Annotated in this window: 23 protein-coding genes; 15 read left to right on the forward strand and 8 right to left on the reverse strand. The window is 66.4% G+C overall.

Going from position 1 to position 24,759, the window contains the following annotated elements:
* Positions 1-20 precede the first annotated feature (20 nt).
* The 3 genes from QMG72_RS16160 to QMG72_RS16170 all read right to left on the reverse strand — a co-directional run bounded on the left by QMG72_RS16160 (position 21) and on the right by QMG72_RS16170 (position 3,389).
* Positions 21-833, reverse strand: a complete 813-nt coding sequence (locus tag QMG72_RS16160; RefSeq protein WP_226774148.1) for a TIGR04086 family membrane protein — start codon at positions 831-833, stop codon at positions 21-23.
* Positions 834-986: 153 nt separating this feature from the next.
* Positions 987-2,999: an acyl-CoA dehydrogenase family protein gene (locus QMG72_RS16165; protein ID WP_283481065.1), complete on the reverse strand. Its 2,013-nt coding sequence runs from the start codon at positions 2,997-2,999 to the stop codon at positions 987-989.
* A 63-nt stretch (positions 3,000-3,062) separates the two neighbouring features.
* Positions 3,063-3,389, reverse strand: a complete 327-nt coding sequence (locus QMG72_RS16170) for a hypothetical protein (RefSeq protein WP_226774146.1) — start codon at positions 3,387-3,389, stop codon at positions 3,063-3,065.
* 314 nt (positions 3,390-3,703) lie between these two features.
* Between QMG72_RS16170 and QMG72_RS16175 the strand changes: the two genes are divergently transcribed.
* From QMG72_RS16175 to QMG72_RS16185, 3 genes are read left to right on the forward strand one after another with little or no spacing between them, the layout of a single operon-like run.
* Entirely contained in the window at positions 3,704-5,152 is a 1,449-nt protein-coding gene (locus QMG72_RS16175) for a DUF3375 family protein (RefSeq protein WP_226774145.1), read from the forward strand.
* 2 nt (positions 5,153-5,154) lie between these two features.
* Positions 5,155-6,105 (forward strand): DUF4194 domain-containing protein, encoded by a 951-nt coding sequence (locus QMG72_RS16180; protein WP_283481068.1) that lies wholly within the window; start codon positions 5,155-5,157, stop codon positions 6,103-6,105.
* Entirely contained in the window at positions 6,102-9,587 is a 3,486-nt protein-coding gene (locus QMG72_RS16185; RefSeq protein ID WP_283481070.1) for an ATP-binding protein, read from the forward strand. The genes QMG72_RS16180 and QMG72_RS16185 overlap by 4 nt, the downstream gene beginning before the upstream one ends.
* A 22-nt stretch (positions 9,588-9,609) precedes the next feature.
* On the opposite strand, the gene QMG72_RS16190 is transcribed toward QMG72_RS16185, so the two are convergent.
* On the reverse strand, positions 9,610-10,104 hold the full coding sequence (locus QMG72_RS16190) for an FBP domain-containing protein (RefSeq protein WP_226774142.1): 495 nt from the start codon (positions 10,102-10,104) through the stop codon (positions 9,610-9,612).
* A 442-nt stretch (positions 10,105-10,546) separates the two neighbouring features.
* On the opposite strand from QMG72_RS16190, the gene QMG72_RS16195 reads away from it, so the two are divergent.
* The 6 genes from QMG72_RS16195 (at position 10,547) to QMG72_RS16220 (ending at position 16,643) form a co-directional block, all read left to right on the forward strand.
* Positions 10,547-11,641, forward strand: coding sequence for an iron-siderophore ABC transporter substrate-binding protein (locus tag QMG72_RS16195; RefSeq protein WP_502934669.1), 1,095 nt, complete (start codon positions 10,547-10,549; stop codon positions 11,639-11,641).
* A gap of 10 nt (positions 11,642-11,651) precedes the next feature.
* Positions 11,652-12,725, forward strand: coding sequence for a FecCD family ABC transporter permease (locus QMG72_RS16200; protein WP_283481073.1), 1,074 nt, complete (start codon positions 11,652-11,654; stop codon positions 12,723-12,725).
* Positions 12,722-13,825, forward strand: a complete 1,104-nt coding sequence (locus QMG72_RS16205) for a FecCD family ABC transporter permease (protein ID WP_283481075.1) — start codon at positions 12,722-12,724, stop codon at positions 13,823-13,825. Before QMG72_RS16200 ends, QMG72_RS16205 begins: the two co-directional genes overlap by 4 nt.
* Position 13,826: 1 nt before the next feature.
* Positions 13,827-14,663, forward strand: coding sequence for an ABC transporter ATP-binding protein (locus QMG72_RS16210; RefSeq protein ID WP_283481078.1), 837 nt, complete (start codon positions 13,827-13,829; stop codon positions 14,661-14,663).
* 5 nt (positions 14,664-14,668) lie between these two features.
* Positions 14,669-15,739 (forward strand): siderophore-interacting protein, encoded by a 1,071-nt coding sequence (locus QMG72_RS16215; protein WP_283481100.1) that lies wholly within the window; start codon positions 14,669-14,671, stop codon positions 15,737-15,739.
* Positions 15,740-15,806: 67 nt separating this feature from the next.
* A complete protein-coding gene (locus tag QMG72_RS16220; protein ID WP_282360832.1) occupies positions 15,807-16,643 on the forward strand; it encodes an SGNH/GDSL hydrolase family protein in 837 nt (278 codons plus the stop codon).
* A 28-nt stretch (positions 16,644-16,671) separates the two neighbouring features.
* Here QMG72_RS16220 and QMG72_RS16225 read toward each other — a convergent pair whose 3' ends face one another.
* A complete protein-coding gene (locus tag QMG72_RS16225) occupies positions 16,672-16,959 on the reverse strand; it encodes a YciI family protein (protein ID WP_283481079.1) in 288 nt (95 codons plus the stop codon).
* Positions 16,960-17,061: 102 nt separating this feature from the next.
* On the opposite strand from QMG72_RS16225, the gene QMG72_RS16230 reads away from it, so the two are divergent.
* From QMG72_RS16230 to QMG72_RS16240, 3 genes are all read left to right on the forward strand, one after another.
* On the forward strand, positions 17,062-17,568 hold the full coding sequence (locus QMG72_RS16230) for a MarR family winged helix-turn-helix transcriptional regulator (protein WP_226774136.1): 507 nt from the start codon (positions 17,062-17,064) through the stop codon (positions 17,566-17,568).
* A gap of 10 nt (positions 17,569-17,578) precedes the next feature.
* Positions 17,579-19,396 (forward strand): glutaminase A, encoded by a 1,818-nt coding sequence (glsA, locus tag QMG72_RS16235; protein ID WP_283481081.1) that lies wholly within the window; start codon positions 17,579-17,581, stop codon positions 19,394-19,396.
* Positions 19,397-19,461: 65 nt separating this feature from the next.
* Positions 19,462-20,223, forward strand: a complete 762-nt coding sequence (locus QMG72_RS16240) for an SGNH/GDSL hydrolase family protein (RefSeq protein WP_226774134.1) — start codon at positions 19,462-19,464, stop codon at positions 20,221-20,223.
* Here the strand turns inward: QMG72_RS16240 and QMG72_RS16245 are convergent.
* The 3 genes from QMG72_RS16245 to QMG72_RS16255 all read right to left on the reverse strand — a co-directional run bounded on the left by QMG72_RS16245 (position 20,220) and on the right by QMG72_RS16255 (position 23,045).
* Complete coding sequence (locus tag QMG72_RS16245; protein ID WP_283481083.1) at positions 20,220-20,981, reverse strand: FAD:protein FMN transferase; 762 nt, start codon at positions 20,979-20,981, stop codon at positions 20,220-20,222. The genes QMG72_RS16240 and QMG72_RS16245 overlap by 4 nt on opposite strands.
* Positions 20,982-21,051: 70 nt before the next feature.
* Entirely contained in the window at positions 21,052-21,612 is a 561-nt protein-coding gene (locus tag QMG72_RS16250) for an FMN-binding protein (protein WP_282360836.1), read from the reverse strand.
* A complete protein-coding gene (locus tag QMG72_RS16255) occupies positions 21,609-23,045 on the reverse strand; it encodes a ferredoxin reductase family protein (protein ID WP_283481085.1) in 1,437 nt (478 codons plus the stop codon). Before QMG72_RS16255 ends, QMG72_RS16250 begins: the two co-directional genes overlap by 4 nt.
* Positions 23,046-23,528: 483 nt before the next feature.
* Here QMG72_RS16255 and rpmB point away from each other — a divergent pair, with 483 nt between their 5' ends.
* Genes rpmB through rpsN form a run of 3 tightly spaced genes read left to right on the forward strand, consistent with a single transcriptional unit; the run spans position 23,529 to position 24,242 of the window.
* Positions 23,529-23,765: a 50S ribosomal protein L28 gene (gene rpmB, locus QMG72_RS16260; RefSeq protein WP_056342125.1), complete on the forward strand. Its 237-nt coding sequence runs from the start codon at positions 23,529-23,531 to the stop codon at positions 23,763-23,765.
* On the forward strand, positions 23,765-23,932 hold the full coding sequence (rpmG, locus tag QMG72_RS16265; RefSeq protein WP_011693743.1) for a 50S ribosomal protein L33: 168 nt from the start codon (positions 23,765-23,767) through the stop codon (positions 23,930-23,932). Before rpmB ends, rpmG begins: the two co-directional genes overlap by 1 nt.
* A gap of 4 nt (positions 23,933-23,936) precedes the next feature.
* Positions 23,937-24,242: a 30S ribosomal protein S14 gene (gene rpsN / locus QMG72_RS16270; protein ID WP_011693742.1), complete on the forward strand. Its 306-nt coding sequence runs from the start codon at positions 23,937-23,939 to the stop codon at positions 24,240-24,242.
* The last annotated feature ends 517 nt before the right edge of the window (positions 24,243-24,759 follow it).

Genomic DNA, 24,759 nt, shown 5'->3' on the forward strand with positions numbered 1-24,759 from the left:
GTGCCGGCGAAATTGCCTGCCTAGCGTTCCTCGACCGGTTCCACCGGGGTGAACCCGGCGCGATCCACTTTGCGGTGGAAGTGCATGCCGGCGGTTCCGCCCAGGACGGCGCCGACAAGGGCCACGGCGGCCACCACAACTGCGGCGATGGCGCTGGTGGCGGTCAGTTCGCCCTCGTTGACCGGGATGCGCGGGAAGCTGTTGAGCTGGGCCAGGATGTTGTACCGCTGGCCCGCCACGATGCCGAGAATGGCGACGACAACCGCGGCGATGAGGGCCCAGACCCACACCATAAATCCTTGTTTTGCGCCGCTAAAACGTGCCATCCGGCCAGCGACGTAGCCGCCGGAGAAATACGACACAAACAAGATGACCAGCACGGCGATGATGCCGACAAGCCCCATCGTTTCGTTGCCCGCGGTGACTGCAGCGTTGACGTCCGTATTAGTGGCGAGGCCAACGGCGGTGCCGGCAGCCGCGACCAGTGCCGTCAGCAGGACGGCCATTCCGGTGGCGGCCAGCCAGCCGAAGAATGCTGAACCAATCTTGATGCCGCCGAACTGCTCCTTTTCGCGGGCCACCACGGTTTCGCGGGTGGGGACATCGTCGAGCACAGTCTCATGCCCCGTCGCGTCGTGGCGCACGGCAGTGACGGGCCGGCTGCGGGCTGGTTCGGTGCCGGTCGGGATGGCCTGGGTGTCGTTGGTGCGGACGGTGTTGTGGCGGTCGGCATCCTGGCGGGCGTCGTGGATCCCGGCGTTCTGGCTGCCGGGCGTGTCCTCGTCACGGGCGCGTCGGGGAGTGCGATCATCGGGGCCTGCTGGGTTGCTCATGAGGACTGCTCACTTTCACTGAATGACCCGGACTCATTTCTTGAGCCGGGCACCGCCAGGCGGAGGCCGGCGTGCAGGCCTCACCACCAGCTAATCACGGCCAGAACATGGTAGCAAGGATGCTTACTATTGCTCGTTGGGTGACGTCTCCTGTCAGCGGTACTTTCGGTGCAGATTCGGTTTCACCGACGCGCGCGCACTGGCGTCGGCAATCCACGGTCCGGTCCCTTCGGACTGGTCAAGGACGCCGGCCTCCAACCATTGGTGATCGCCGGCCAGAACCGTGCGGGAAAGCGCGTGGTCGGTCTCGTCGGTGTTCCGCCAAAGCTGGTCGAAGTATTCATCAACCCGCACTCGGGCCTGCTCACAGAATGCCTCGGCAAGATCGTAAGCGGACGCGCCCTTCTCCGGGGAGGTCCGCAGCAGCATTTCCGCCCGGGAGCAGGCCGCGGCCATGGCGAACAGTTCAGCCCCGATGTCCACAATCCGGCCCAGGAAAGCCTGTTTGTGTTCAAGCTTGGCCTGCCACCGGCCCATCCCGTAGAAGGTTTGCCGGGCCAGCCGCCGCGAGGTCCGCTCGATGAAGCGAAGTTGCTTCGCGAGCCTGCCGAAGTCGCTGTAGGACCGCGGGTCCATGCCGGCCCCGGCGACCAGTTTGGGCAGCCATTTCGCGTAAAAGCCGGAGGCCCCGACGGCGGCCCGGGCCTTGTCGGACAGGCTGGCGTCCGCGGAGGCGAGATCTCCGGCCGCGGTCAGGTGCGCGTCGACGGCTTCGCGGGCGATCAGCAGTTTCATGATCTCTGAGGATCCCTCGAAAATGCGGTTGATGCGCAGATCCCGGAGCTGCTGTTCGGCAGGTACGGCGCGTTCGCCGCGGGCCTCGAGCGAGTCCGCTGTTTCGAAACCGCGGCCGCCGCGGATTTGCACCAGTTCATCGGCGATCCGGCAGCTGATCTCGGTGGACCACAGTTTGGCCAGGGCCGCCTCGATCCGGACGTCCTTCTGCCCGGCGTCGGCCATTTCGGCGGAAAGCTCAAAAACCGCGTCGAGGGCAAAGGCGCTGGCTGCAATGAAGGCGATCTTTTTGCCCACGGCCTCGTGCTGGCCCACCGGGCGACCCCACTGGGTGCGGGCGTTGGACCACTCGCGGGCGATTTTCAAGCTCCACCGCCCGGAGGCGACGCAGAGCGCTGGAAGTGCGAGCCGGCCGGTGTTGAGCGTGGTGAGGGCGATCTTGAGGCCCTGTCCTTCGCGGCCGAGCCGGTTGGCTGCCGGCACCCGGACCCGGTGGAAGCGGGTGACGCCGTTCTCAATTCCGCGCAACCCCATAAAGGCATTGCGGTTTTCCACTGTGATGCCGGGGGAATCCATCTCAACAACGAAGGCGCTGATTCCGCCCTTGTGCACGGTGCCGTCAGCACCGGTCCGGGAGGGAACCACCGCCATGACCACCACGAGTTCGGCGATCACCCCGTTGGTAGTCCAGAGCTTGACGCCGTCCAGGAGGTAGGACTCGCCGTCGTCGGAAGGGACTGCGGTGCTGCCCATCCGGGCGGGGTCGCTGCCAACATCGGGCTCGGTCAGCAAGAAGGCGGTCACGGCGCCGGCGGCGCAGCGCGGCAGATACTCCTGTTTCTGTGCCGGCGTGCCGAATACCTTCACCGGCTCGGGGACGCCAATCGACTGGTGCGCCGAGAGCAGGGCGCCGAGGCTGGGGTGGACGGAACCCAGCAGCGCCAGTGCCCGTCCGTAGTAGACCAGGGAGAGGCCAAGCCCGCCGTAGTCGCGGGGAATTTTCATGCCGAAAACACCGAGGTCGGCGAGGCCCTTCAGGTACGCATCCGGAATCAGCGCGTCGCGCTCGATGGTGCGCCCGGACATCGTGCGGCAGTACTCGGTTAGGCGGGCCAGGAACTCTTCGCCGCGTTCGACGTCGTCCGCGGGGGCTTCCGGCCACGGGTGGATCAGGCTGAGGTCAAAGCTGCCGAGGTACAGGCCCTTGGCGAAACTGGGCCGGTCCCAACTGGACTCACGGGCAGCCTCGCTGATGGCCCGCGCGTCGGCCGCAGTAGCGTCCGGACCGAGCGCCGCAGGTGGAGCTGTGGCTTCCGAGGCGGGCGTGGCGGCTGGTTTGCCAGTGGCTGGATTTTCAACGGCGGAGCTCATCGGGCATCTCCTCTAACCGGGGTACCGGCTTGAGCCCTGGATCCGCCGTGGGTGGAGGACCCTTCAGCTGTCACGCAATACTACCCGCGGGTAGGTCCCGGTACTAGGGGCAGGTTGGCCCATCATTTCCGCGGCAATGTCTGAGGCGAAGTCGCCCGGCAGCTCTACCCGGGAGGCATGATGAACCAGCAGGTCCCAGGCATGGTTGATGCCTCGCACAAGACCCAGCAGGAGAGTCCCTGCGATGAACCAGGCGAGCCGGCCGACCCCCACCAGCACCAGGGCCGCGAATGACGCCATCATCATAAACACCGTGATTACCAGGGCAAATACGAGCGTTCCGATGAACACCAGCGTTGCCGTTTCCACTGCGTTGAGGTCGAACTGCATGTTTCCCCCTGCACCCTTGCATCGGCTGAATCAGTAGCCCGAGCGTAGGGTTCGGGCGGGAGACCCGCCAGAGTCCGGCGCGCGTGCCGGAGTTCTTGATACGGGATCGAAATGCTACCGAGGCGTAGGTCACGGAGCGGTTGCGGTCACCGCACGGTTTGCTCCGGCCCGCCCGTCCGGACGTGCAGATCTACTGCCCCCAGACGATCCCGCATCACGATGGATGCAATCCGGGGCCTGCGTTAACCTTGTAGCTGGCAGTTTTTCCGTATCCGCTGCCCGATCCAGGTCCCGCGGCAGCTGAAGGAGAGTGCATGACCCGCTCAGCACTGTCCTCCGCCGACGCAATAAGCGCCAGGTTGCGGGACCTCGAACTGCTTACCAAAGGGCCAGCCTGGGCCTTGACCCGTTCGGCACCGTGGGTGATCGCCGTGCTGCAGGCCTCCTTTACCCGCACCAGGCCGCAGCTCCCGCTGGAACAGTTCCACGCCGACGTCGACGCTTTCCTCGAGCAGCTCCGCCGCCAGGATCCGGGGCTCGGCGGTACCGCAAACGGCAAGACGTTCGGCGATGAGTGGACCCGCAAGAACTTCCTGACCCGGCGGAACCAGTCAGGGCAGATCGTGTATGAGGTCACCGAACCCGCGGCCCGCGTCCTCGCCTTCCTTGACAGCCTCTCAAGCGAACGCTCCACGCTCAACGGTTCCCGCCTCGGTACGCTGCTGGGCGACGTCGAAAAGCTCGCCAACGAGACGAACCCGGATCAGAGCGCCCGGCTGGAGTCCCTCGAGGACGAGATCGGCGAGCGGCGCCAGCTCATCGAGGACATCAGCTCGGGCGGCTTCGATGGACTGCTGGACGACGAGGAGGCAGTGGAAGCCGCGGGAAACATCCTGGACCTCGCAGCCAGCCTGCCCGCGGACTACAAGAAGATGCGTGACCGTATTGAGGAGCTGGTGGGCGAGCTCCGCAACCAGATCATTGAGGAGTCCCTCAGCAAGGGCGCCACGATGGCGCAGGTGCTGGCGGCGGACAAGCGCCTTCGGCAGAGCCCGGAGGGCAGGACGTTCCGGTCCTTCACGGCGTTCCTGGAGGACCCGCAGCAACAACTGCGGTTCCGTTCGGCGATCGGGGAGGTGCTTAGCCGTCAGTTCGCAGACGACCTCAGCCAGGACGAGCGCGAGACGCTGAAGAACCTGGTGGCCGAACTGCGCAGCCAGCACAGCCAGATCCAGCGGATCTACGGCAAGCTCAGCGAAAGCCTCAACACCTATGTCCAGAGTGACGATTTCCGCCAGTCCGTCCGGCTCCGCAAGGTCCTCCGGGAGGCCGAGCAGGCCATCCGCTCGCTGCCGTACGAACGTGAACGCCCCGGCCTGGTCCCCGGCCCGGCGCTGTTCAACGCCGGCTTCGAATCCCTCGCCATGATCAAGCTCTTTGACCCGGACGAGTTCGCGGCCCCGCCAAAGTTGGCGGACCCGATCGCCTTCAGCGACTCGGACCGTGTGCGCTCGCCGCGGACTTCGAAAGCGAGCCCCGGGGCTATCCGCGCCGCGTTCAACGGCGCTTCCACCCTGGCCGAGGCCTGGGAGCAGCTCCCGGCTGCGGAACGCCACATCAACTCCATCCGTGCCCTGCTCTCCCACGCCCTGCACGTGGGCGCCGGCTTTGACCGCGGGGCCTGGGACACTCTCGACTTCGAACAGATCGACGGCTCCACGCGCACCGCGTACCTGCCGGTCGTCACGCTCAAGAAGGATTGAAGATGACTGAAGAAAACACGACGGCGGAACCGGCGGAACCGGCGGGGCCGGCGGGGCAGCCCGCCCGGCACGTGTCCGCAGATCCCTTCGCCGTCACCCCGCGTGACACCTTCGTCGACGGCGCTGCGCTCTTTCCGGGGGACACCGGAGTGCTTCCGATGAAGGTCCGCCAGGCGCTGGTGAAACTCCTTAAGGGCCCGTACATCGACGGCGGCCGGGACGAGAAGCTCTGGACCACACTGCTGGACAACCAGCTGATCCTGCGCAGCCGGCTCTCCGAACTGTTCCTGACGCTTCAGCTGGACCACGAACGAAAAGTGGCCGTGCTGCGACCGGTGGACCCCGAAGCGATCGGCGGCGGCACCCGCTCCAGTATCCTGCGCCAGCAGCGGGCCCTCAGCCGCATCGAAACCATCGTCCTGCTGCGCCTGCGCCTGCTCCTGGACCGCCATGTCACGGCCCAGACCGACCCTACTATCACGCGCGAGGAAATCGCCGACCTGGTGGCCCACTACCAGCCCGCCGGCCAGCAGGACGCGCTGCGCGATTCCGACGTCGTCACCCGCGCCATCACCAAACTCCTGGCCCGCCAGCTCCTCCTGGCCACCGGCCTGGACGAGGTTTACACGATCTCCAACGCCCTCCCGCTGGCCCTCCCGTTCGAGAACATCGGCGACATCCCGGCCCAAATCGACGCCCTGGTCGCCGCCAGCACCGACCCGTCCGGCACGGAGCCGCTGCTGGAGTTCGACGGCGACGCGGTAGGCCCGGGGGAGGATGACTCGGACGACGGCGATGCCGTCGATCCGGTTACTGACAGCAGCGGTGGCGCCGGGGACATGCGGCAGCATGCGTCTAAGCGAGGAACGAGCGAGCATGCAGAGCATGTGTCCGGTGGCGCCGCGGAAGGCGACCACAAGGGCATGACCAAAGACTCGGAGGAAGCCAAGTGAGCATCGCGACCATGCTGCCGATGGGGGACCTCACCAACCCGGGCCAGATGCGCCTCGCCCTCGTCCAGGTGGTGAACTGGGGCACCTTCCATGGCGCCCACACCATGCATGTTGACCGCAACGGCACGCTGCTGACCGGCAATTCCGGCGTCGGCAAGTCCACGCTGTTCGATGCGATGCTCAGGGTCTTTGATGCCAGGCCGCGCTCCAACGAAGCCGCTGCCCAGCGGGCGGGGGGCGCCGTCGAAGACAAGCGCACCACGTTCACGTACATGCGCGGCAAGGTGGGTGACAAAGCTGTCGGGGAGGGCTCGGCCAGTGCTTTCCAGCGACCCGGTGCCACCTGGTCCGCCGTCGCCCTGACATTCGACAACGCAGCGGGCACCCGGGTGACGGTGTCGGCGCTGTTCGACCTGCCCCAAAACGGCACGGAGTCCAGCGTCGGCAGGTTCTACTTGATCGACAACAGACCGTTGGACCTGACGGCCATCGAGGGCATCGCGGAGAAACGCTTCACCAAGTCGGCGCTGGATGTGATCTTCCCCGACGCCCAGGTTTTCGATGTGCACAAGGCCTTTGCGGAACGCTTCCGGCGCCTGCTTGGGATCAATTCGGACCAGGCCCTGCCCCTGCTGCGCGTCATCCAGGCCGGCAAGGGCCTCGGCGGCAGCGTTAACACTTTTTTCCGTGACCAGGTCTTGGACGCACCCGCTACCCTCGCCGCGTCGGATGACGTGGTGGAGGAATTCAGCAACCTGATGTCCATCCGGCAGCGGCTTGAGGATGTCCGGCAACAGCGCGACCAGCTGGCCCCGGTCCCCGGCCTCAATAAGGAGTATGCCCAGTCCCTGCTCGACGCCCACCGGCTGCGGGAGCTCGCCGGCGAAGAATTCGAGTCGTACCGGCAGCAGTTGGCCGTCACCGTGCACGAGAAGACCCTCGTCCGGTTCAAGGACCTGGCCCAGGCGAAAGCCAGGGATCTCGGCGCCGAACGCGGCATCCGGGACGGCCTGGCCAAAGAGTTGCGCCAGCTTGAAGTGGATTACAACAACCAGGGCGGCAACGCAATCTCCGCGATTGAGCAGTCGCTCGACAACGCCCGGGTGGGGCTCAAACTGCGCCAGCAGGTGGAGGAATCAGCCCGCAAGACGCTTTCCGAGGCCGGACTGGAACTTCAGTGGACTGCGGCCGGCTGGGAGCAGGCCCACCAACACGCCGCCGCGCGTTCCGCCGAGCTGACGGGGGACGCCGAAATACTGAAGGAACTGCGCTTCGAGGCGTTCGACGGCCACGCCGCCAGGAAGCGGGAACTCGCCGCGGCCCAGCAGGAACTGGTGTCACTCAAGACTCGCAAGTCCCTGCTGCCGCCGTCGAGCATTGAAAACCGCAGCGCGATCGCGGCCGCCACGGGCGTTCCCGAGGAGCAGATGCCGTTCGGCGGCGAACTGATCGACCTCACCGAGGGACAGGAACGGTGGCGCCCGGCCGCCGAACGCGCGCTGCGCAGTCTGGCCACAACGCTGCTGGTTCCCGGTGAGCACTTCGCCGCCGTCACCCGCTACCTCAACGACCATGCCGTCCGCGGTGCGGTGCGCGCGGTCGACGTCTCCAAGCCCCTTGCCGGCGGCGCGCTGGCCGTCGAGGACGCGGCCGACGGCGATCTGCTCACCAAGCTGGACATCCTCGCCGTGGGTGCGGCAGCGGACGCGGGCGAGTGGATCCGGGAACGGATCGCCCTCGATTTCGCCTACCCGTGTGTTGAGGACCCGGACGAACTTGCCCGCCTGGACAAGGGCCTGAGCCTGGGCGGGGTGGTAAAGCGCAACCGCCACACCGTGGAAAAGGACGACCGCTTCGCATCCCGGCAGGACTATGTCCTCGGCTTCGACAACGCCGCCAAACTGGAGCTCGTGGCCGCACAGGTCCAGGACCTGCAGCAGGAACTGGCCAAGGCCGCAGAGCTCGCGCGAAGCCGGGAAGAATCGCACCAGGGGATGAACCGGCAGCTCGAGGCCCTGCGCCGCGTCACCGAGGACCACCGCCCCTGGGAGCAGGTCTCGGCAGTTGTCGCGGCGGACGAACTTGCCCGGATCGAGCAGCGGCTCAAGGACGCCCTCGCCGCGCAGGCGGACCTGGAACCGCTGCGCGCCAACATCGAGGCGGCCCGGCACAAGCACCAGTCCAGCACCGAGGCCGCGGCCGTGCTGCAAAGCGAATACAAGGCTGTCGACGCGCAACTTTCCCGCGCCGATTCGCTGCTGGATGCCGCGCGGGAGCGGCTGGCTCAGTCGCCGCCGTCGGAGGCCACTGTCACGGCGCTGGAACCGTACTTCACCGATGCCGGCGATGTCCTGGAGATGCATGAGCTGGACCACCTTGCCAACCAGGTCCGGACCCGCTTGCTCGGAGAGCTCCACGCTGCCGAATCCCGGGGGCAGGGGACCTCGGAGCGGCTCACCCGGATCTTCGAGGGCTTTGTCCGCGAATGGGGAACCGCGATCTCCGTGGACCACGGCACCGCGATCGGGGCCGCGGGGGAGTTCGAGGCCCGCTATCACGCTATTGTCAGCGACGGACTGCCCGCGCAGGAAGCCGAGTTCCGGCAGTTCTTCAACCAGCGCACGCATGAGTCCTTCAGCACCCTGCTGCACCTGCTGGATGAGGAGCGCCGCTCCATCACGAGCCGGATCCTGCCGCTGAACGGCATCCTCTCCGAGGTGAACTTCCACGAAGGCAGCTTCCTGGAACTCGATATCAAGCAGACCCTGCCGGCCACGGCGAAGCAGTTCAAGGACGCGATCCAGAACGCGCTCAAGGTCCGGCACAGCCGCCCGGGCACGGCAGCCGCGCCTGCCGCCGGCACGCCCGGCGAGCCGGACGACGACGTTGAGCTCACCAGCCGCTACAAGTCGCTCGAAACGCTTGTGAAGCGGCTGGGTTCGCAGACCCCCGAGGACCGGCGCTGGCGTGCCGAGGTGCTGGACGTCAGGGGCCACCTTTTTATCCAGTGCAAGGAGCACCGCGAGATCCAAGGCCCGCGTGCGGCGAAGGGCAGCGGTAAGAACCGCGCAGTGAAGACCGAGGTCTTTATGCACGCGGACACCGGCTCGATGTCCGGCGGCGAGCGGCAACGCTTCACCGCGTTCATTATGGCAGCGGCGCTGAGTTACCAGCTGGGCATCGCCGAGCAGGGCTTCACCACCTACGGCACGGTGATGATGGACGAAGCCTTTGTGCTCGCCTCGGAGGAATTTGCGGGCGCCGGCATCAAGGCGCTACATGAATTCGGCTTCCAGCTGCTCCTGGCCGCCCCGGAAAACGTGATCGACCTGTCCCGGCACCTCGGCTCGGTCACCGAGATCCTGCGGGACAAGCGCACTAACCGTTCCGGTGTGCTGACGGCGCCGGTGATTGCCCCGGGCCCTGGTTCCGAGGGTAAGTGGCGCTCCGAGGCAAACCCGGTGGACATCGTCCTGCGCTGACGGCACAGTGCCCGTGCCGGTGCTACGCTTCCTGGACCCGCTCCAGGAACTGGGCGGTGCGTGCCGCCAGCCCGCCTATCTGCCGCAGCACGACGGCGGCCGGGTCCGGGTTGATTTCATTGGCCGGAGGTTCAACCCGCACGTTGCGGCAGCATCCGAATTCGGCGCAGATCAGCGTGCCCACGGTGTTTCCGTTGCGGCCGGACTGCCCGGCCCGCTTGGCCACCCACAGCAGGACATCGTCCTTGGAGAAGATGTCGCGGCACAGCTCGCACAGCACTGATCGGTTCTTCTTGGGCCCGCCTTCGGGGGCGCGAAACATGATTCCGGCGGGACCCTGAGGGCCGGGCAGCACCAGATAGCCACGCAGCGGCATCTTCCCGTCGCGCCAGCCCAGAAAGTCGAGGCTCTCCCAGTCGAGGGCATCGAAGTTCCGGGGCAGATTGAGTTTCGAGGCTTCCGACCGGCTTGCGTTGATAAAGGACGAGCGGATCTGCTGCGCAGTGATTTTTTGCATGTTGGAAACTTTCGGAGTCGGGTGGTCCGGTCCGGCCAAGGTGCGCCGGGACGGAAGGCAGGCAGGCGTTTGCCAGCCTGCGACTCCGGTTTGAACCGGGGCTGCCGCGGTATCAGACCGCAGCGGTACCCGATTGTCGGGGAAGGGCTGGCGACTGTGCGGGCGCGTAGCAGGCCAGAGCGGCCACCCCGCCAACCGTGGCAACAGTCATCATGTGGATGCCCATGCTCACTTCCCTGATAGATCGCAGCCAATAGTTTTGGCACCGGTGCCGATTCACCCGTGCGGCCCATCCTCGCAAACACCCGGATTCCTGTCCAGTTTTCGAGCCCCGCTCCAGCCGGAACCCACATCAGGGTAATTAAGTTATGCAAACCTTGCGTAATTAATTCAAAGATAGGCTAGCCTTACTTAGGTTCACTTCACTTACCTAAGGAGTTCCGTGGCTTTCGCAGTCTTCCCGGCTACCATCAGCCGTACCATCGGCCGCCCCCTCCGCGCGACAGCCGTGCTCCTGGCCGCCGTCGGCTTGGTCCTGACCGGGTGCTCCACCGGACCAGCCGCCACAACAGCGGAGGCCCCCGCACAGTCGGCCGGCGCCGCTTTCCCGTTGACCATCAAGCACGCCTTCGGCGAGACCACCATCAAGGAACAGCCGCAGCGCGTCGTCACGGTTTCCTGGGTCAACGACGACGTCGCCCTGGCCCTCGGCGTAGTCCCGGCAGGAGTGCCCAAGAACGAATGGGGCGGCAACGCCCAGGGGTCCACGCCGTGGAAGGACGCGGCGCTGAACAAGCTCGGCGCCGGGTTCGGCTCGGCGAAGGCTCCCGCGCAGTACTCCGAGGCGGACGGCATCAACTTCACCGAGATCGCCAAGCTCAACCCGGACGTTATCCTCGGCGCCTACTCGGGCCTGACCGCGGAGGACTACAAGAAGCTCAGCGAGATCGCGCCCGTCGTGGCCCAGCCGGAGGTCGCTTACGGCACCTCGTGGCAGGATTCCACGGCCATCATCGGCAAGGCGCTCGGCAAGGAGGCGGAAGCCGCTGAGCTCATCGCCGACACCGAGGCCACCATCCAGGCCAAGGCCGCCCAATACCCGCAGCTGGCCGGCAAGAGCTTCATCTACGGCAACCTGGAGCCGGCCAAGGGCGACGGCGTCAACGTCTACACCGCCAACGACAACCGCCCCCGATTCCTCAGCGAGATCGGCATGAAGCTGGCCCCCGTGGTGGCGGACAATACCCAGGGTTCCAAGGAGTTCTTCATCCCGTGGTCCGCGGAGAAAGCCAACGAACTCACGTCCGACCTTTTTGTGACCTGGGTCCCGGACGCGCAAACCGCCGAATCGATCAAAACTGACCCGTTGCTCGGCCAGATCCCGGCCATCAAGAGCGGTGCCCTGGTCGCGGACTCGGATAACACGCTAACGCTGTCCATCTCCGCGTCATCTCCGCTGAGCCTGCCCTGGGCCCTCGACACCTTCCTGCCGCAGCTGGCGACGGCAGCCGGCAAAGCCGCTGCCCCGGTGAAGTAGGCAGCGTCCCATGAGCCCACTTACGACGACGGCGGCCAGCACCGCCGCCCGGCCCGCCCCGGAGATACTTACGGCTCCGGACCGGACCGTCCGGGGCCCGCAGGCGCTCTGGTTGCTGGCCGCCGTCGGCGTGCTGGTGCTCGTGGCCGCGGCGTCGCTCGGCATCGGGGCCCGCGGCCTGACCCTTGAGACCGTCTGGCAGGCAATGACCCAATTCGATCCGGCCAGCGGTGACCACGCAGTGGTGCTCGCCCGGGTTCCGCGGACCGCACTCGGGTTGCTGGCCGGCAGCGCCCTCGGACTCGCCGGGGCGGCAATGCAGGGAGTGGCCCGCAACCCGCTGGCGGACCCGGGGATCCTCGGCATCAATGCCGGCGCTGCGGTGGCCGTCGTCACGGGAATCTACGTCTTCGGTGTCTCCTCTCTGGCTGGATATATCTGGTTCGCGTTCCTTGGCGCGGCGGGTGCCGCCGTCGTGGTCTATCTGATCGCCGCACTCGGCAGGGGCGGCGCGACGCCGGTGAAGCTCGCCCTTGCCGGCGCGGCCCTGAGCGCGGGACTTTTCTCGCTCATGAACGTCATCCTGGTCTCCAGCCGGGACACCCTGGACCGCTTCAGGTTCTGGCAGGTTGGCGGGATCGCCGGGCGCGAGTGGTCCCTTATCCTCCCGGCCCTGCCGTTCCTGCTGCTGGGTGCCGCGATTGTGCTCTGCGCGGGCCGGATCCTCAACAATCTGGCCCTCGGCGACGACCTCGCCCGCGGCCTGGGCCAGCGTGTTGGGCTGACCCGCGGCATCACGGCCCTCGGCATCGTCCTGCTCTGCGGCGCTGCCACGGCACTGGCCGGCCCGATTGGCTTCGTGGGTCTTGTCATTCCGCACGCTGTCCGCTTCCTCACCGGTCCCGACTACCGTTGGATCCTGCCCTTTTCCCTGGTCCTGGCCCCGGCGCTGCTGCTGGTCGCCGACGTGATCGGCCGCGTGATCCTGCTTCCGGGCGAAGTCCCCGCAGGGATCATGACCGCGCTCGTCGGCGCGCCGGTGTTCGTCTGGCTGGTAAGACGCGGCAAGGGGGCGGGACTATGAGGGGATCCGCCGCCGAGTTGGCACTTCGCGGCAATGATCCGCACAAACATTGGCCATATCTGCCAACTCGCGGGAGTGTGCCCGGCCGGACCACCGGCCTGGCCTTGGCCGTCGCGGTGCTCTTCGCAGCCAACGTGCTGCTTGGCAGCTACACCGTCACCATCCCCGACTTCGTCAGGATCCTGGGCGCGCACCTCATTGGCGGCGAGAAGATCCCCGGCGCCAGTTTCATCGTGATGGAGCACAAGCTGCCGCGGGCCGTTGTGGGGACGCTGGTCGGCGCGGCCTTCGGACTCTCCGGCGCGCTGTTCCAGACCATGCTCCGCAATCCCCTGGCCAGCCCTGACGTTATTGGCATCAGCTACGGAGCCAGCGCCGCGGCTGTGGCGGCCATTGTGGTCTTCGGCGCATCCGGTGCCGCCGTCTCGGGCGCCGCATTCGCCGGGGCGCTGGGTGTGGCCGTCCTTATCTACGCCATCTCCCGCAGCGGATCCTTCGGTTCCGGCGGACGCCGGGGGGACGCCGCGGGGGGCCGGCTGATCCTGGCGGGAGCGGGTATCGCCGCAGCCCTTCACGCCATGGTCAGTTTCCTCATGACCAGAGCGGACATCCGCACCGCCGCCGACGTCCTGATTTGGCTCAACGGCTCCCTCAACTCCGCGAACTGGGACCGGGCCGGAGTCCTCGGCCTCGCACTGATCGTCCTGGTTCCTGGCGTCGGGTTCCTCGCCGGTCCGCTGCGCATCCTCGAACTGGGCGAGGATTCCGCCGCCGGCCTCGGTGTCCGGGTGGGGGCGGTCCGGCTGGCGGTTGTAGTGGTCGCCGTCGCACTCGCGGCAGCGGCCACTGCAGCCGCCGGGCCGGTGGCGTTCGTCGCCTTCCTCGCCGGACCAATCTCGCGCCGGTTCGTCCGCGCGGCGAGCCTGCCGGCCTCGGCCCTGACCGGTGTGGTGATCGTCCTGGCCGCTGACTACTTCGCCACCAACATGGCACCGCTGCTGCTGGGCGGCACCGTCCTGCCCGTCGGGGTGGTGACCGGTGCCCTGGGTGCCCCGTTCCTGCTCTGGCTGCTTGTCACCTCCAACCGAAAGGATGCCTGAGATGGCAACTCTTCAGACCTCCGGCCTGACGCTGAAATACGATCATCGGACCGTGATCGAGGGACTCAGCACGGAAATCCCCGAGGGCAGGGTGACCATGATTGTCGGCGCCAACGCCTGCGGAAAATCCACCCTGCTCCGCGGCCTGGCCCGGCTGCTCAAACCCGCGGCCGGAGCGGTCACCCTGGACGGGCGGGACATCCACCGCCGCCGCGCCCGCGAGGTGGCGCGCACCTTGGGGCTGCTTCCACAGCACCCGACAGCACCGGCGGGCATCACCGTCCGGGACCTCGTGGGCCGCGGCCGCTATCCGCACCAGGGATTCTTCCGGTCCGGGGCGACCGCGGGCTCGGTGGATGACGAGCGCGCCGTGCAACAGGCGATGGCCGCCACTGAAACGCTGGAACTCGCCGGGCGCAACGTGGACGAACTTTCCGGCGGGCAGCGGCAGCGGGTGTGGATCGCGATGGCCCTGGCCCAGGAAACCGAAGTGCTCTTGCTGGATGAGCCCACCACGTACCTGGACCTCACCCACCAGCTGGAGGTCCTGGACCTCATCACGGACCTCAACCGCCGGCGCGGAACAACCGTGGCGATCGTGCTGCACGACCTCAACCTCGCCGCACGGTACGCGGACCACATCATCGCCATGAAGGACGGACGGATCGTGGCCGAAGGCGCCGCCCGGGCGGTGGTCACCGAGGAACTGGTGCGCGAGGTGTTCGGCCTGGCGTCCAGGGTGCTCCCGGACCCGGTGTCCGGCGCTCCCCTGATCATCCCGCTGGGCCGCCACCATGCCAGTTTCCCGCACACTACAACCCCGGAGCTGGTCCCGTGACTGCAATGAACCCCACCCCGGCCCGCAACCGGGCCGGCCTCAAGACCCCACGCGCCACCGAACCCATAGCCCTTGCCTTCGAAGTCCAGGTCACGGCGGTCCAGCAACTCGGGCCCAACTTCCGGCGGGTCACGTTGGGCGGCTATTCGCTGCGGGACTTTGGCGTCCATGGCAGCACACTGGACCTGCGCGTCAAACTTATGATTCCGTCGTTTGACGCGGATGGCACCGCGTTGCCGCTGCCGGAGTTCCGGATGGAGCAGGCCGGCTGGTACCGCGCGTGGCTGGCCATGGATCCTGCGACCCGCGGCTCCATGCGCACCTACACCGTCCGGAAAGAATGCTTGGATGCCGTCTATCCGGAAATCGACGTCGACTTTGTCCTGCACTTTGACGACGCCGGGCACGGAGGACCGGCGGCCAACTGGGCGCTGAACGCCAAGCCGGGGGACACCCTGACCGTGATCGGACCAAACAACCGGGCTGCGCACTGCGTCACCGCGGAAACGTACTCCGGGATCGAATGGCGGCCGGGCCTGGCCCAGCGGGTCCTGCTGGCAGGAGACGAGACGGCAGTGCCTGCCATCAGCGCCATTCTGGAGAGCCTGCCGCCGGACGTTAGCGGGCACGCGATTCTCGAGGTTCCGGAGGCCGGGGACTTCCAGGTCATCACGACAGCCGCCGACGTCGAGATCACCTGGCTTGCGCGCGGGGCGGCGATCGGCCGCTCGCGTCCGCGCGGCGAATTGCTGCAGGAGGCGGTCCGGGCCGCCGTCACCCTCCCCGGCTGGGTCTGGCTTGAGTCCTCCCGTGAGCCTGCTGCCGGCCCCGAGCCCGAGGATGTCAACGTGGACCGGGACATTCTGTGGGAAACGCCCGCACGGATGGATGCCGCGGCGATCAGCGCCAGCAGGAACCCGGCCAAGCCCGCGGGGGCGATGCCGTTCTATGCCTGGATCGCCGGTGAAGCCGGGACAGTCAAGGAGCTGCGCCGGTACCTGGTGCGGGATGTTGGGATCGACCGGAAGCAGGTGTCGTTTATGGGGTACTGGCGGCAGGGCAAGGCCGAGCTCTAATCCGGAGAGCCCCTGCCGTTTACCTTGTTGTCCCCTGCCGGCCCGTTGGGTTGGCTACCGTGGCGCCATGGCCGAAAACCTTCTATCCCCCGACGCCGGTGGGCGGCGGGTATATGTTGCCCTGGGGGATTCCTTCACCGAGGGGGTAGGGGACTATAACCCCCGGCTGCCCAACGGGGTTCGCGGCTGGGCGGACCGGGTGGCGGAGCAGCTGGCCAGGGCGGATCCGGGGTGGGAGTACGCCAACCTTGCCATCCGCAGCAAAAGGCTGCGGCACATCATCACGGAGCAGCTGGACGCCGCGCTTGGCATGGAACCGACGCTGATTAGCTTGTACGGCGGCGGGAACGACGTCCTGGATATCGGAACGGATATCAACGCACTGATGAAGGACTACGAGTTCCTGGTCGCCAAACTGGCAGCCAGCGGGGCCACTGTGGTGCTGTTCACCGGTTTCGATGTTCGCGTCTCGGCCCTGCTGGAACCGTTCAAGAGGCGCAACGCGGTCTATAACCAGCGGGTCCGCGAGGTGGCGGCGCGATACGAGGCCGTTTTGGTCGATTACTGGTGCTTTGAGGCGTTTTACGATCCGCGGATGTGGGATTCAGACCGGCTGCACATGTCCAAGGCGGGCCACAAGTACCTCGCCGGCCAGGTCCTGGACCACCTTGGAGTTCCGCACCAGGTCAAGCCCAAGGAGTGGGCTCCGCCGGCGAAGCTCGGTCTCCGGGACTGGGAACGCCGCCAGCGCCGCTGGGTCCATGACTGGGTCCTGCCGCTGTTCAGGCGCAAACTGCGGGGAGTCACGCTCGGCGATGAACTCAGGCCGCGCTGGCCTGCGCCGGTGAGGGTCCCGCCAAAGGCCGGCCTGAAAAAGCTGACCGCCAAGATCCCCGGGGGCTGAACGACCGTCCTGGGCCGGGCCGCGGGTGTCAGCTGTCCAGCAGGTTCTCGTAGCCCGGCGCCACCCGGCTGGCGTGGAACTCCTCGACGTCGAATTCAGCGACTCCGTTGACGTAGAACGGGTCCCTCGCCAGCGAGGCATCGAGGGCGCCGCGGTCCGCAGTGGAGAGCAACAGGGCGCCCGTGCGCGGAATCTTCCGCCCCGCGACCAGGAAAATGCCCTCGTCGAAGGCATCCTGCAGCCACATAACGTGCGCCGGAAGATGGAAGTCAACGATCTCTTCGGGGACCTTATAGGTCAGCGAGACTACATACATAGCGTCAGCCTACCGTCTCGTGTGCGCGCCGAAGCGTGATCCTGCCGGCCCGGAATCCTACGAAGTTGAACCGTCAAGCTTCCTTGCTCCTACACTGTATCCATGACTGAACCGCGCTGGCTGAATGCCGACGAACGACGGGCCTGGCTGGCCCAAGTGAGCATCAACACACTGCTTCCGGCAGCCTTGGACACGCAGCTTCACCACGCGCGCAAGATTTCCCTCTTTGACTACCACGTCCTCGCGATGCTCTCCGAGGCTGACGGCCGGTTTCTTCCCATGAGTGAACTCGCCGCGCGCACCAGCGCATCACTGTCGCGGCTCTCGCATGTGGTCACCAAACTGCAAAGCCGTGGCTGGGTGGAGCGCCGTCCACACCCCGGTGACGCCCGGGTGACGACTGCGCATCTCACTGAGGCAGGAATGGGTACCATCCAAGAGCTCGCTCCGGCGCATGTCCAAGCCGTCCGTTCGCTGTTCCTGGACGCCCTGACCGAGGAAGACGTTGCCGACCTCGCACGGATCGGCGAGAAGATCGTCGGCGGCCTGGACCGGCACCACTGGATCCTGCGTGAGGGGAAGCAAGCCGGGGACCCCCGCAACACCTAAAGTTGGCCTTATGGAATCGCCTGTCGACAGCTACTTACGCCAGATCCACGCCGAGATCGCGCTGCTCAAGGACGGCAAGCCCTACAGCACCATTCCCGCCATGGCCAACGTGGACCCGGACAACTTCGGCATTGCCCTCGCCACAGTGGACGGCACGGTGTACGAAATTGGGGACACCCGCGAGGAATTCACCATCCAGTCCATCTCCAAGCCCTTCACCTACGGCCTGGCGCTGGAAGACCTCGGCAACGAGGCTGTGGACGCCAAAGTGGACGTGGAGCCTTCTGGCGACTCGTTTAATGAGATCTCCCTCGCCGAGGGGACGGGCCGGCCAGCCAACGCCATGATCAATGCCGGCGCCCTCACCGCCACGTCGCTGATCAGGGGCTCTGGCGGGCAATCCGGTTTCAAGCGGATCCTGAGCACCTACTCCGCCTTCGCCGGCCGCCCGCTCTCGGTCAGCGAAAAGGTCTTCGAATCCGAGCTCAAGCACGGCCACCGGAACACGGCCCTTGCGTACCTGTTGCGCTCCTTCAACATTATTGAGGATGACCCGGCGCCCGTGCTGGAGGACTATTTCCGCCAGTGCTCCGTCCTGGTGAACTGCTTCGATCTCTCGATCATGGCCGCCACGCTCGCCAACGGCGGCCGGAACCCGCTCAGCGGAAAGCAGGTGCTGGAGATCGGCCCGGTGGAACGCGTGCTGTCGGTCATGATGACCTCCGGCATGTACGACGACGCCGGCGCGTGGATCAGCAGCGTGGGGATGCCGGGAAAGAGCGGGGTGGCCGGCGGGATCATCGCAGTGCTTCCAGGTCAGGTGGGTCTCGCGGTCTACTCGCCGCCGCTGGATGAGCATGGCAGCAGCGTCCGGGGCCTGGCCACCGCCCAGCGCCTCTCCCGGGACATGGAACTGCATTTTGTCCGAGCGGCCCGAACAGGCCGGTCAGCCATCCTCGCCGCGTACGACGTGACCGAAACGCCCTCGGGCATCCGCCGAAACGACGAGGCTGCCGACGTCCTCCGGGAGCACGGCCACCGCGCGCGTGTGATCGAAGTCAACGGCGACCTTCTTTTTGCCGGAACTGAGTCCACAGCCCGGGAGCTCAGCAGCCTGCCGGACGAGGTGGACCTGGTGGTTCTGGATGTCCGCCGCACCGACCAGATCAGCGAGGTCGCCGTTCGGATGCTGGCCAGGATCCGGCAAGGGATGGCCGACGCCGGCCGGGAACTGGTACTGATCGAGTCAGACGGCTCCCTCGCCGAGGCTCTGGGTCCATTGGACCAGCAACTGTTGCCGTCTTTCGCGACCCGAAGCGCCGCCGTCGAATACTCCGAAAACCGCCTGCTCGAGCGACACGGAAGCCACCTGCTGCTGCCGGACCACGTTCCGGTCACCGCATCGCCGGCTTTGGCCCCGCTGGACGAGGCGGACGCCGCGGCGCTGGAAGCCCTAATGACGCCGAAAGCCTTCGAAGACGGTGACGTGATTCGCCGCGTTGGGCTGCGCTTCGGCGGGGTCTACTTCATCACTTCCGGACGGGTCAGCAGCACGTCTCCGGGGCCCACGGCGGAGCGGGTCAAACTCAATACCCTCAGCGCCGGCATGACCTTCGGCGAACTGGCGCTGGGCAGCGGCAACCGGCAGGAAACCACTGTCCGCGCGGTCGGGCCGGTGACCGTGATGGTGCTCAGCGCGGAAGCGATCGCCGAGCTGGAATCCGCCGACCCGCGCCTGGCGATCGCCCTCTGGAAAGCCTTGACCCGCGACGCTTACACCCGGGTCGAGCAGTACCTGCGCGAATCGGCTGTCCGGATCCGCGAATAACGGCTTCTTCGGCCGGCGTAATCCCGGCTTTGTTTGCTTGGGGCAACTGCTGGCAGACTGGATCCATGGATCTTACGCACCGCTACGTAGCCCTTGGCGACTCCTTCACGGAGGGCGTCGGTGACGAGGACCCCGGCCGTCCCAACGGCGTCCGGGGCTGGGCGGACAGGGTGGCCGAGCAGCTCGGCGCCGCAGATCCGGGCTTCGGGTACGCGAACCTCGCCATCCGTGGCCGGAAGCTCCGCGGGATCATGACCGAACAAATCGACGCCGCCGTGGCACTCAAGCCCACCCTTGTGAGCATTTACGCCGGCGCCAATGACATCTTCCGGCCCAAGGTCGATATCGACAACCTGCTGGTCGACTACGACGCCGGTATCCGCAAGCTCACGGCGACCGGAGCGACGGTGGTGATGTTCACCGGGTTCGATTCCCGCGGCTCAAAGATCTTCGGCACCACCCGCGGCCGCACCGCCATCTACAACGAACTGGTCCGCGGAATCGCCGGGGACCACGGTGCCCTCCTGGTGGATTACTGGCGCTTCAGCGAGTATTACGACTGGGGAATGTGGGCGACGGACCGGATGCATATGTCCCCCGCCGGCCACGCGAACATGGCCAAGCGCTTCCTCGGCGTCCTGGAGCACGACCACTCCATTGAGGTCCCGCCGATGACCCCGGTTCCTGAGCTGAGCCCGGCCGAAGCGGTCCGCGCCAATGCCCGCTGGGTCCGGGAATTCGCCGGGCCGTGGGTGGTGCGCCGGATCACCGGCAGGTCCTCGGGTGACGGACTGGCACCGCGCTACCCCCAGCTCACGCACCTCTAGGCGCGGAAGCCGGGCGTCGCGAGCAGTTCCCCGCCGCCGAGGACTGCCAGCACCTCGACATCCCAGCCGTCCGTCGCCCGGTCCAGCATCTGCTTGCCGCCGGCGACGACCGCCGTTGCCAGCACGTCGGCGGTAAGAATGTCCGGCGCCGCCACCGACACCTGGCGGAATTCGAGGGCGCCGAAGCCGGTGCGGCCGGCACCGGCCCGCCAGATGTGGTTTCCGCGCTCCGCAGTGCCGGATGTCGCGAGTGCGGAGAAACGGCCGGTGCTGCCCAGGGGACAGCCCGAGAGCAGCATTCCGCGGTTTTGCGGGTCCACGACGCCGGCCTGCCAGGGTATTCCGGTACCCGGCGCTGGTGATCCGCTCACCAGAACGTCGCCGCCGGCGTTCAGGCACCAATCCGTGAGGCCGGCCGCTCCCAGTGCGGCGCCAGCCTGGTCGATGGCGTAGCCCTTGATGATTCCGGAGAGGTCGAGGACACCGTCGGGCCGCTCGGCGGTGAAAAACCCGGCGGTCAGCAGCCGCCAGCCGGCGGCGTCCGCAAAGCGGGCGCGGAAGGCCGCCGAGGTGTCCCGGAGTGTGAGTGCGCCGCGGGCCAGCCGGCTCGCTTCGGAGCCGGGGCGGTACAGGCTGAACGTCTCGTCCAGACCGGTAAAAACGCGTTCGACGGCGGCCGCGGCGCCTGCCAGCGCGGTGGCGCTGTCCGGCGTCCCGGGACCATTCGCCGGCAGGGCGAGGCTGATGACAGTCCCCATGGACCGGAAGTTCGTACTCCTCAGTGCCGGGCCGGTGGCGCCCTGCGCCGGGCTCCCGGCGGGTGAAGGCTTAGAGGTTCGCTGCATCGAGGGCTCCCTGAAGCGACGTCAAATAGGCGTCACTGGTCACGGTTGCGCCGCTGACGGTCTGCACCTGGGCCGACTGGGCCTTGAGCACCGCGGCACGCAGCAGCGGCGCGGCCCGGTTGCTGATCTGCACCGACCTGCGGTCGTCGTCGGTCAACTGGAGGGCAGTGACATCGGTGATCGCGCCGGCCTTGACGGTGACCTGCACCTGAACGCTGCCGTAGCGGGTTTGGACTGCTTTTCCGGCGAAGGTCCCCGCCGTCGGTGCCGCGGTTCCGGAGCTTCCCGAGGAACCCGGCGAGCCGCTGGCACCGCTGGCACCGGTGGAAGCGTTGGAACCGGTGGAACCGGTTGAGCCGCCCGCGGGGCTGAACCCGGAAGCATCGTTGGTGGTCCCGCCGCTGGTGCCGGTCCCGGACAGCGCAGGCGCCGAGGTGGCTGCCGCGGTGCTTCCCGTATCTGCCACGTGGGCGCCTGACTGCCAGCCGGCCAGGAGGATCCCGGCGGAAGCCAGTGCTGCTGAAACTGCTGCGCGTATTCTCACCAGTCGAACCTTTCGTAGTGGAGCTGGGGTTCGCGGACGCCTGCCGCGCGGGCTTCGCTGATGACACTGCGCGCCCAGGAGGACGGGCCGCAAATGTACACGTCCGCGTCGGCGATGTCCGGGGCATAGCTGGCCAGCCGGTGTCCGGACCGGAAGGACGACTCGGGCAGCCAGCCCTGCTTCCCGGTGGAACGGGGGCCGGTGAGATGGAACAACGTCGCACCGCGGCGGCGGCAGAGTTCCAGGATTTCCTCGCCGAGATAAAGTCCCGCCTTGTTGTGACCGCGGAGGATCACTGTGGCGTTTCCCGGTTCAAAGGGGGTGCCCTCCAGCAGTGCCCGGATAGGGGTGATTCCAATGCCTGACCCGATCATTACAATGCGGTTCCGGCTGCGGGCCGCTGTACTGAAGAGCCCGTACGGTCCTTCGATGGCTACCCTGGTCCCGGACTTCAATCGTGCCAGCTGCGCGGACCCCCGGCCGAGGTTGCGGACAGTAATCCGCAACCGGCCCCGGCCGGAGGCATCGAACAGCACGGGTTCCGCGGAGAGGCTGAAGGGATGCGGGTGCCACCACGCACCCGGGGAGAGGAACCGCCAAATGAAAAACCGGCCGCCGCTGCCAGCCAGTTCGTCGAGATGGCGGCCGCTCAGTTCGATACTTACGACGCCGGGACCCTCCGTCACCACGCGGCTCACCGTCAGTTGGTGCCGGACGGTCGCCACGATTGGCTCCAGCACGCGGTAGTGGACCAGGGCGGCGCCGGTGGCGATAATCATGGCCAGCCAGTACCAGCGCTGCCAGGTGCCCTCGGCGAAGAGAGCCCCGGTGCTGAACTGATGGGGGATTGCGGTCAGCACCGCCGCGTAGGTCAGCAGGTGAATGGCGTACCAGTATTCGTACGGGAACCGGCGGCGGACCGCCACAAGCGAGGTGACCACAACGGCGATGAACAGTCCGTTTGAGACGATGGCGAGCCACATGTCCGGGACCAGCACCCAGAGGGACACAAGCTCACTGACCGGATTGAGTCCTTCCGCCATCCCGTAGCCGATGGCGATCAGGATTCCGTGTGCGAGCAGCAAATACAGCGAGGGTTTGCCGAGTTTGCGGTGGAACTCCAGCGCCCGGTCGTGCCCCACGGCGCCGTCGATCAGGGGAGTGCGTGCCGCCAGCAGCAACATCAGCAGCACAAGGTCCATGCCGGCCAGACCGGCGACAATTCCGATGGCCGTGAAGGAGCCGGCCAGGGTCGAGAACCCCGCTGCCCCGCCGTCGGCGAGCCAGAGCGCGATGGACCCGGCCACCGAAGCCCACGCGAGCACGGTCAGTAGGTCCGCCCGGAGCAGCCGGCGCCGTGACTGGCCGCGGAACCGCTCCACTGGAGTGCGGCGGGCCGTGGCCGGCGCGGCGGCCTGGAGTGAGGAGTTCATGGTTCCACCGTCCGTCCGTCGCCTATCAATCTGCTGTGAAAGCCCTAGGGTCCCGATGTGACTTCGCGCCGATCCGGCTGGCGCCCCCTTATACACCTCCAGCTGCGGATTGGTCTTTAATTCATCAAGCTCGTAGACTTGGTAGGCGCTAGGTGGCGCGGAGCGTGTGCAATTGCTCCGGTTGACGGGATTTGTCTGCAATATCGACAGTCCTGAGGGCCGGTAGTTAGGGGCTCAAGTTGCGTGCACTCCTGTATTCGCCCGGCATCCCGGTACTTCGCGGTGGCTTCCCACAAGGTTTCCTCCGCCCGGTGACCGTGGCCCACAATTTTCGCCGTAGTGAGCAAAGCAGTCGGTTTACGCCCTCTGCCTGAACGCTGCGGAACTACCGAAACCCTGTGGGAGCTGGATGCGGACGCTGCCTGCCGCACGGTTTCGCGGGAACTCCGCAGCCGTTTCATATATTTTTTGAGGAGAGTCGTCATGGCAGCACATTGCCAGGTGACCGGAGCCGAGCCGGGCTTTGGACACAGCATTTCGCACTCGCACCGTCGCAACAAGCGCCGGTTCGACCCGAACATCCAGAAGAAGCGCTACTGGGTTCCGTCCCTGCGCCGTAATGTCACTCTGCAGCTGTCTGCAAAGGGCATCAAGACCATCGACGTGCGTGGCATCGACGTAGTCGTAGCCGCCATCCTGGCACGAGGAGTGAAGCTCTAGTGGCTAAGGACAAGGACGTACGTCCGATCATCAAGCTCAAGTCGACCGCGGGCACGGGTTACACCTACGTGACGCGCAAGAACCGTCGTAACGACCCGGACCGTATGGTTCTGAAGAAGTACGATCCCCGCATCCGCAAGCACGTCGAATTCCGAGAGGAGCGCTAAACACATGGCTAAGAAGTCAATGATCGCTAAGAACGAACAGCGTAAAGTCATCGTCGAGCGTTATGCTGCAAAGCGCCTCGAACTGAAGAAGGCTCTGGTTGACCCCGCGTCGACCGACGAGGCCCGCGAAGCTGCACGCCTCGGCCTGCAGAAGCTGCCCCGCAACGCTTCACCGGTGCGTCTGCGTAACCGCGACATCATCGATGGCCGCCCGCGCGGTACCTTCCAGAAGTTCGGCATCTCCCGTGTTCGCTTCCGCGACATGGCTCACCGCGGTGAGCTCCCGGGCATCACGAAGTCTTCCTGGTAATTCAGCACAGCTGTTGCCAGTAGCTTGAAGTAGGGCCGGCGCCTCTTGGCGCCGGCCCTACTTGCGTTTAAGCGCTCGACGACGGGTGCCTGGTGTAAGTGGAGCGCGCTGCGGCGTGGTGTGACCCGGTACACAGGGGTGGATTTCCGGGCTGCGGGTGCTGGACTCGGCCGCAGGGGGCTTGGTTTGCCCGCCGTGGCGGGGTTTTTGGGGGTGTGGGGGTGGTGTGGGGGGTGGATTTGTGTGGTGGTCTGGTGGCGTGTAGAGTAATTCGAGTCGCCGCCGCTGTTGCGGAGAGTTTGCGACCGACCCCCTGATAAACGGCCTGTGAATATGGCGCTTTTTTGAGTGCGTGTTGCGGGTGGGGACCTTCCGGAGTGTTTGTGGATGGCAGGATTGCTGATTTGCAAAGGGTTCCGGTTTCGGGTAAGTTTGAAAAGTTGCTCCGGAGCGATCCATGGCTGTTTTGGTTGTGGTGGTGCCGGGTGTGTCTGTTGTTTGAGAACTCAATAGTGTG

Origin of the sequence: Pseudarthrobacter sp. PH31-O2 (assembly GCF_030063265.1) — a bacterium.
Taxonomy (GTDB): domain Bacteria; phylum Actinomycetota; class Actinomycetes; order Actinomycetales; family Micrococcaceae; genus Arthrobacter.

Excerpts from the sequence above, each read along its gene's own strand:
- QMG72_RS16160 (WP_226774148.1), bottom strand. The coding sequence starts at position 833 with ATGAGCAACCCAGCAGGCCCCGATGATCGCACTCCCCGACGCGCCCGT.
- QMG72_RS16165 (WP_283481065.1), bottom strand. The coding sequence starts at position 2,999 with ATGAGCTCCGCCGTTGAAAATCCAGCCACTGGCAAACCAGCCGCCACG.
- QMG72_RS16170 (WP_226774146.1), bottom strand. The coding sequence starts at position 3,389 with ATGCAGTTCGACCTCAACGCAGTGGAAACGGCAACGCTGGTGTTCATC.
- QMG72_RS16175 (WP_226774145.1), top strand. The coding sequence starts at position 3,704 with ATGACCCGCTCAGCACTGTCCTCCGCCGACGCAATAAGCGCCAGGTTG.
- QMG72_RS16180 (WP_283481068.1), top strand. The coding sequence starts at position 5,155 with ATGACTGAAGAAAACACGACGGCGGAACCGGCGGAACCGGCGGGGCCG.
- QMG72_RS16190 (WP_226774142.1), bottom strand. The coding sequence starts at position 10,104 with ATGCAAAAAATCACTGCGCAGCAGATCCGCTCGTCCTTTATCAACGCA.
- QMG72_RS16200 (WP_283481073.1), top strand. The coding sequence starts at position 11,652 with ATGAGCCCACTTACGACGACGGCGGCCAGCACCGCCGCCCGGCCCGCC.
- QMG72_RS16205 (WP_283481075.1), top strand. The coding sequence starts at position 12,722 with ATGAGGGGATCCGCCGCCGAGTTGGCACTTCGCGGCAATGATCCGCAC.
- QMG72_RS16210 (WP_283481078.1), top strand. The coding sequence starts at position 13,827 with ATGGCAACTCTTCAGACCTCCGGCCTGACGCTGAAATACGATCATCGG.
- QMG72_RS16215 (WP_283481100.1), top strand. The coding sequence starts at position 14,669 with ATGAACCCCACCCCGGCCCGCAACCGGGCCGGCCTCAAGACCCCACGC.
- QMG72_RS16220 (WP_282360832.1), top strand. The coding sequence starts at position 15,807 with ATGGCCGAAAACCTTCTATCCCCCGACGCCGGTGGGCGGCGGGTATAT.
- QMG72_RS16225 (WP_283481079.1), bottom strand. The coding sequence starts at position 16,959 with ATGTATGTAGTCTCGCTGACCTATAAGGTCCCCGAAGAGATCGTTGAC.
- QMG72_RS16230 (WP_226774136.1), top strand. The coding sequence starts at position 17,062 with ATGACTGAACCGCGCTGGCTGAATGCCGACGAACGACGGGCCTGGCTG.
- glsA (WP_283481081.1), top strand. The coding sequence starts at position 17,579 with ATGGAATCGCCTGTCGACAGCTACTTACGCCAGATCCACGCCGAGATC.
- QMG72_RS16240 (WP_226774134.1), top strand. The coding sequence starts at position 19,462 with ATGGATCTTACGCACCGCTACGTAGCCCTTGGCGACTCCTTCACGGAG.
- QMG72_RS16245 (WP_283481083.1), bottom strand. The coding sequence starts at position 20,981 with ATGGGGACTGTCATCAGCCTCGCCCTGCCGGCGAATGGTCCCGGGACG.
- QMG72_RS16255 (WP_283481085.1), bottom strand. The coding sequence starts at position 23,045 with ATGAACTCCTCACTCCAGGCCGCCGCGCCGGCCACGGCCCGCCGCACT.
- rpmB (WP_056342125.1), top strand. The coding sequence starts at position 23,529 with ATGGCAGCACATTGCCAGGTGACCGGAGCCGAGCCGGGCTTTGGACAC.
- rpsN (WP_011693742.1), top strand. The coding sequence starts at position 23,937 with ATGGCTAAGAAGTCAATGATCGCTAAGAACGAACAGCGTAAAGTCATC.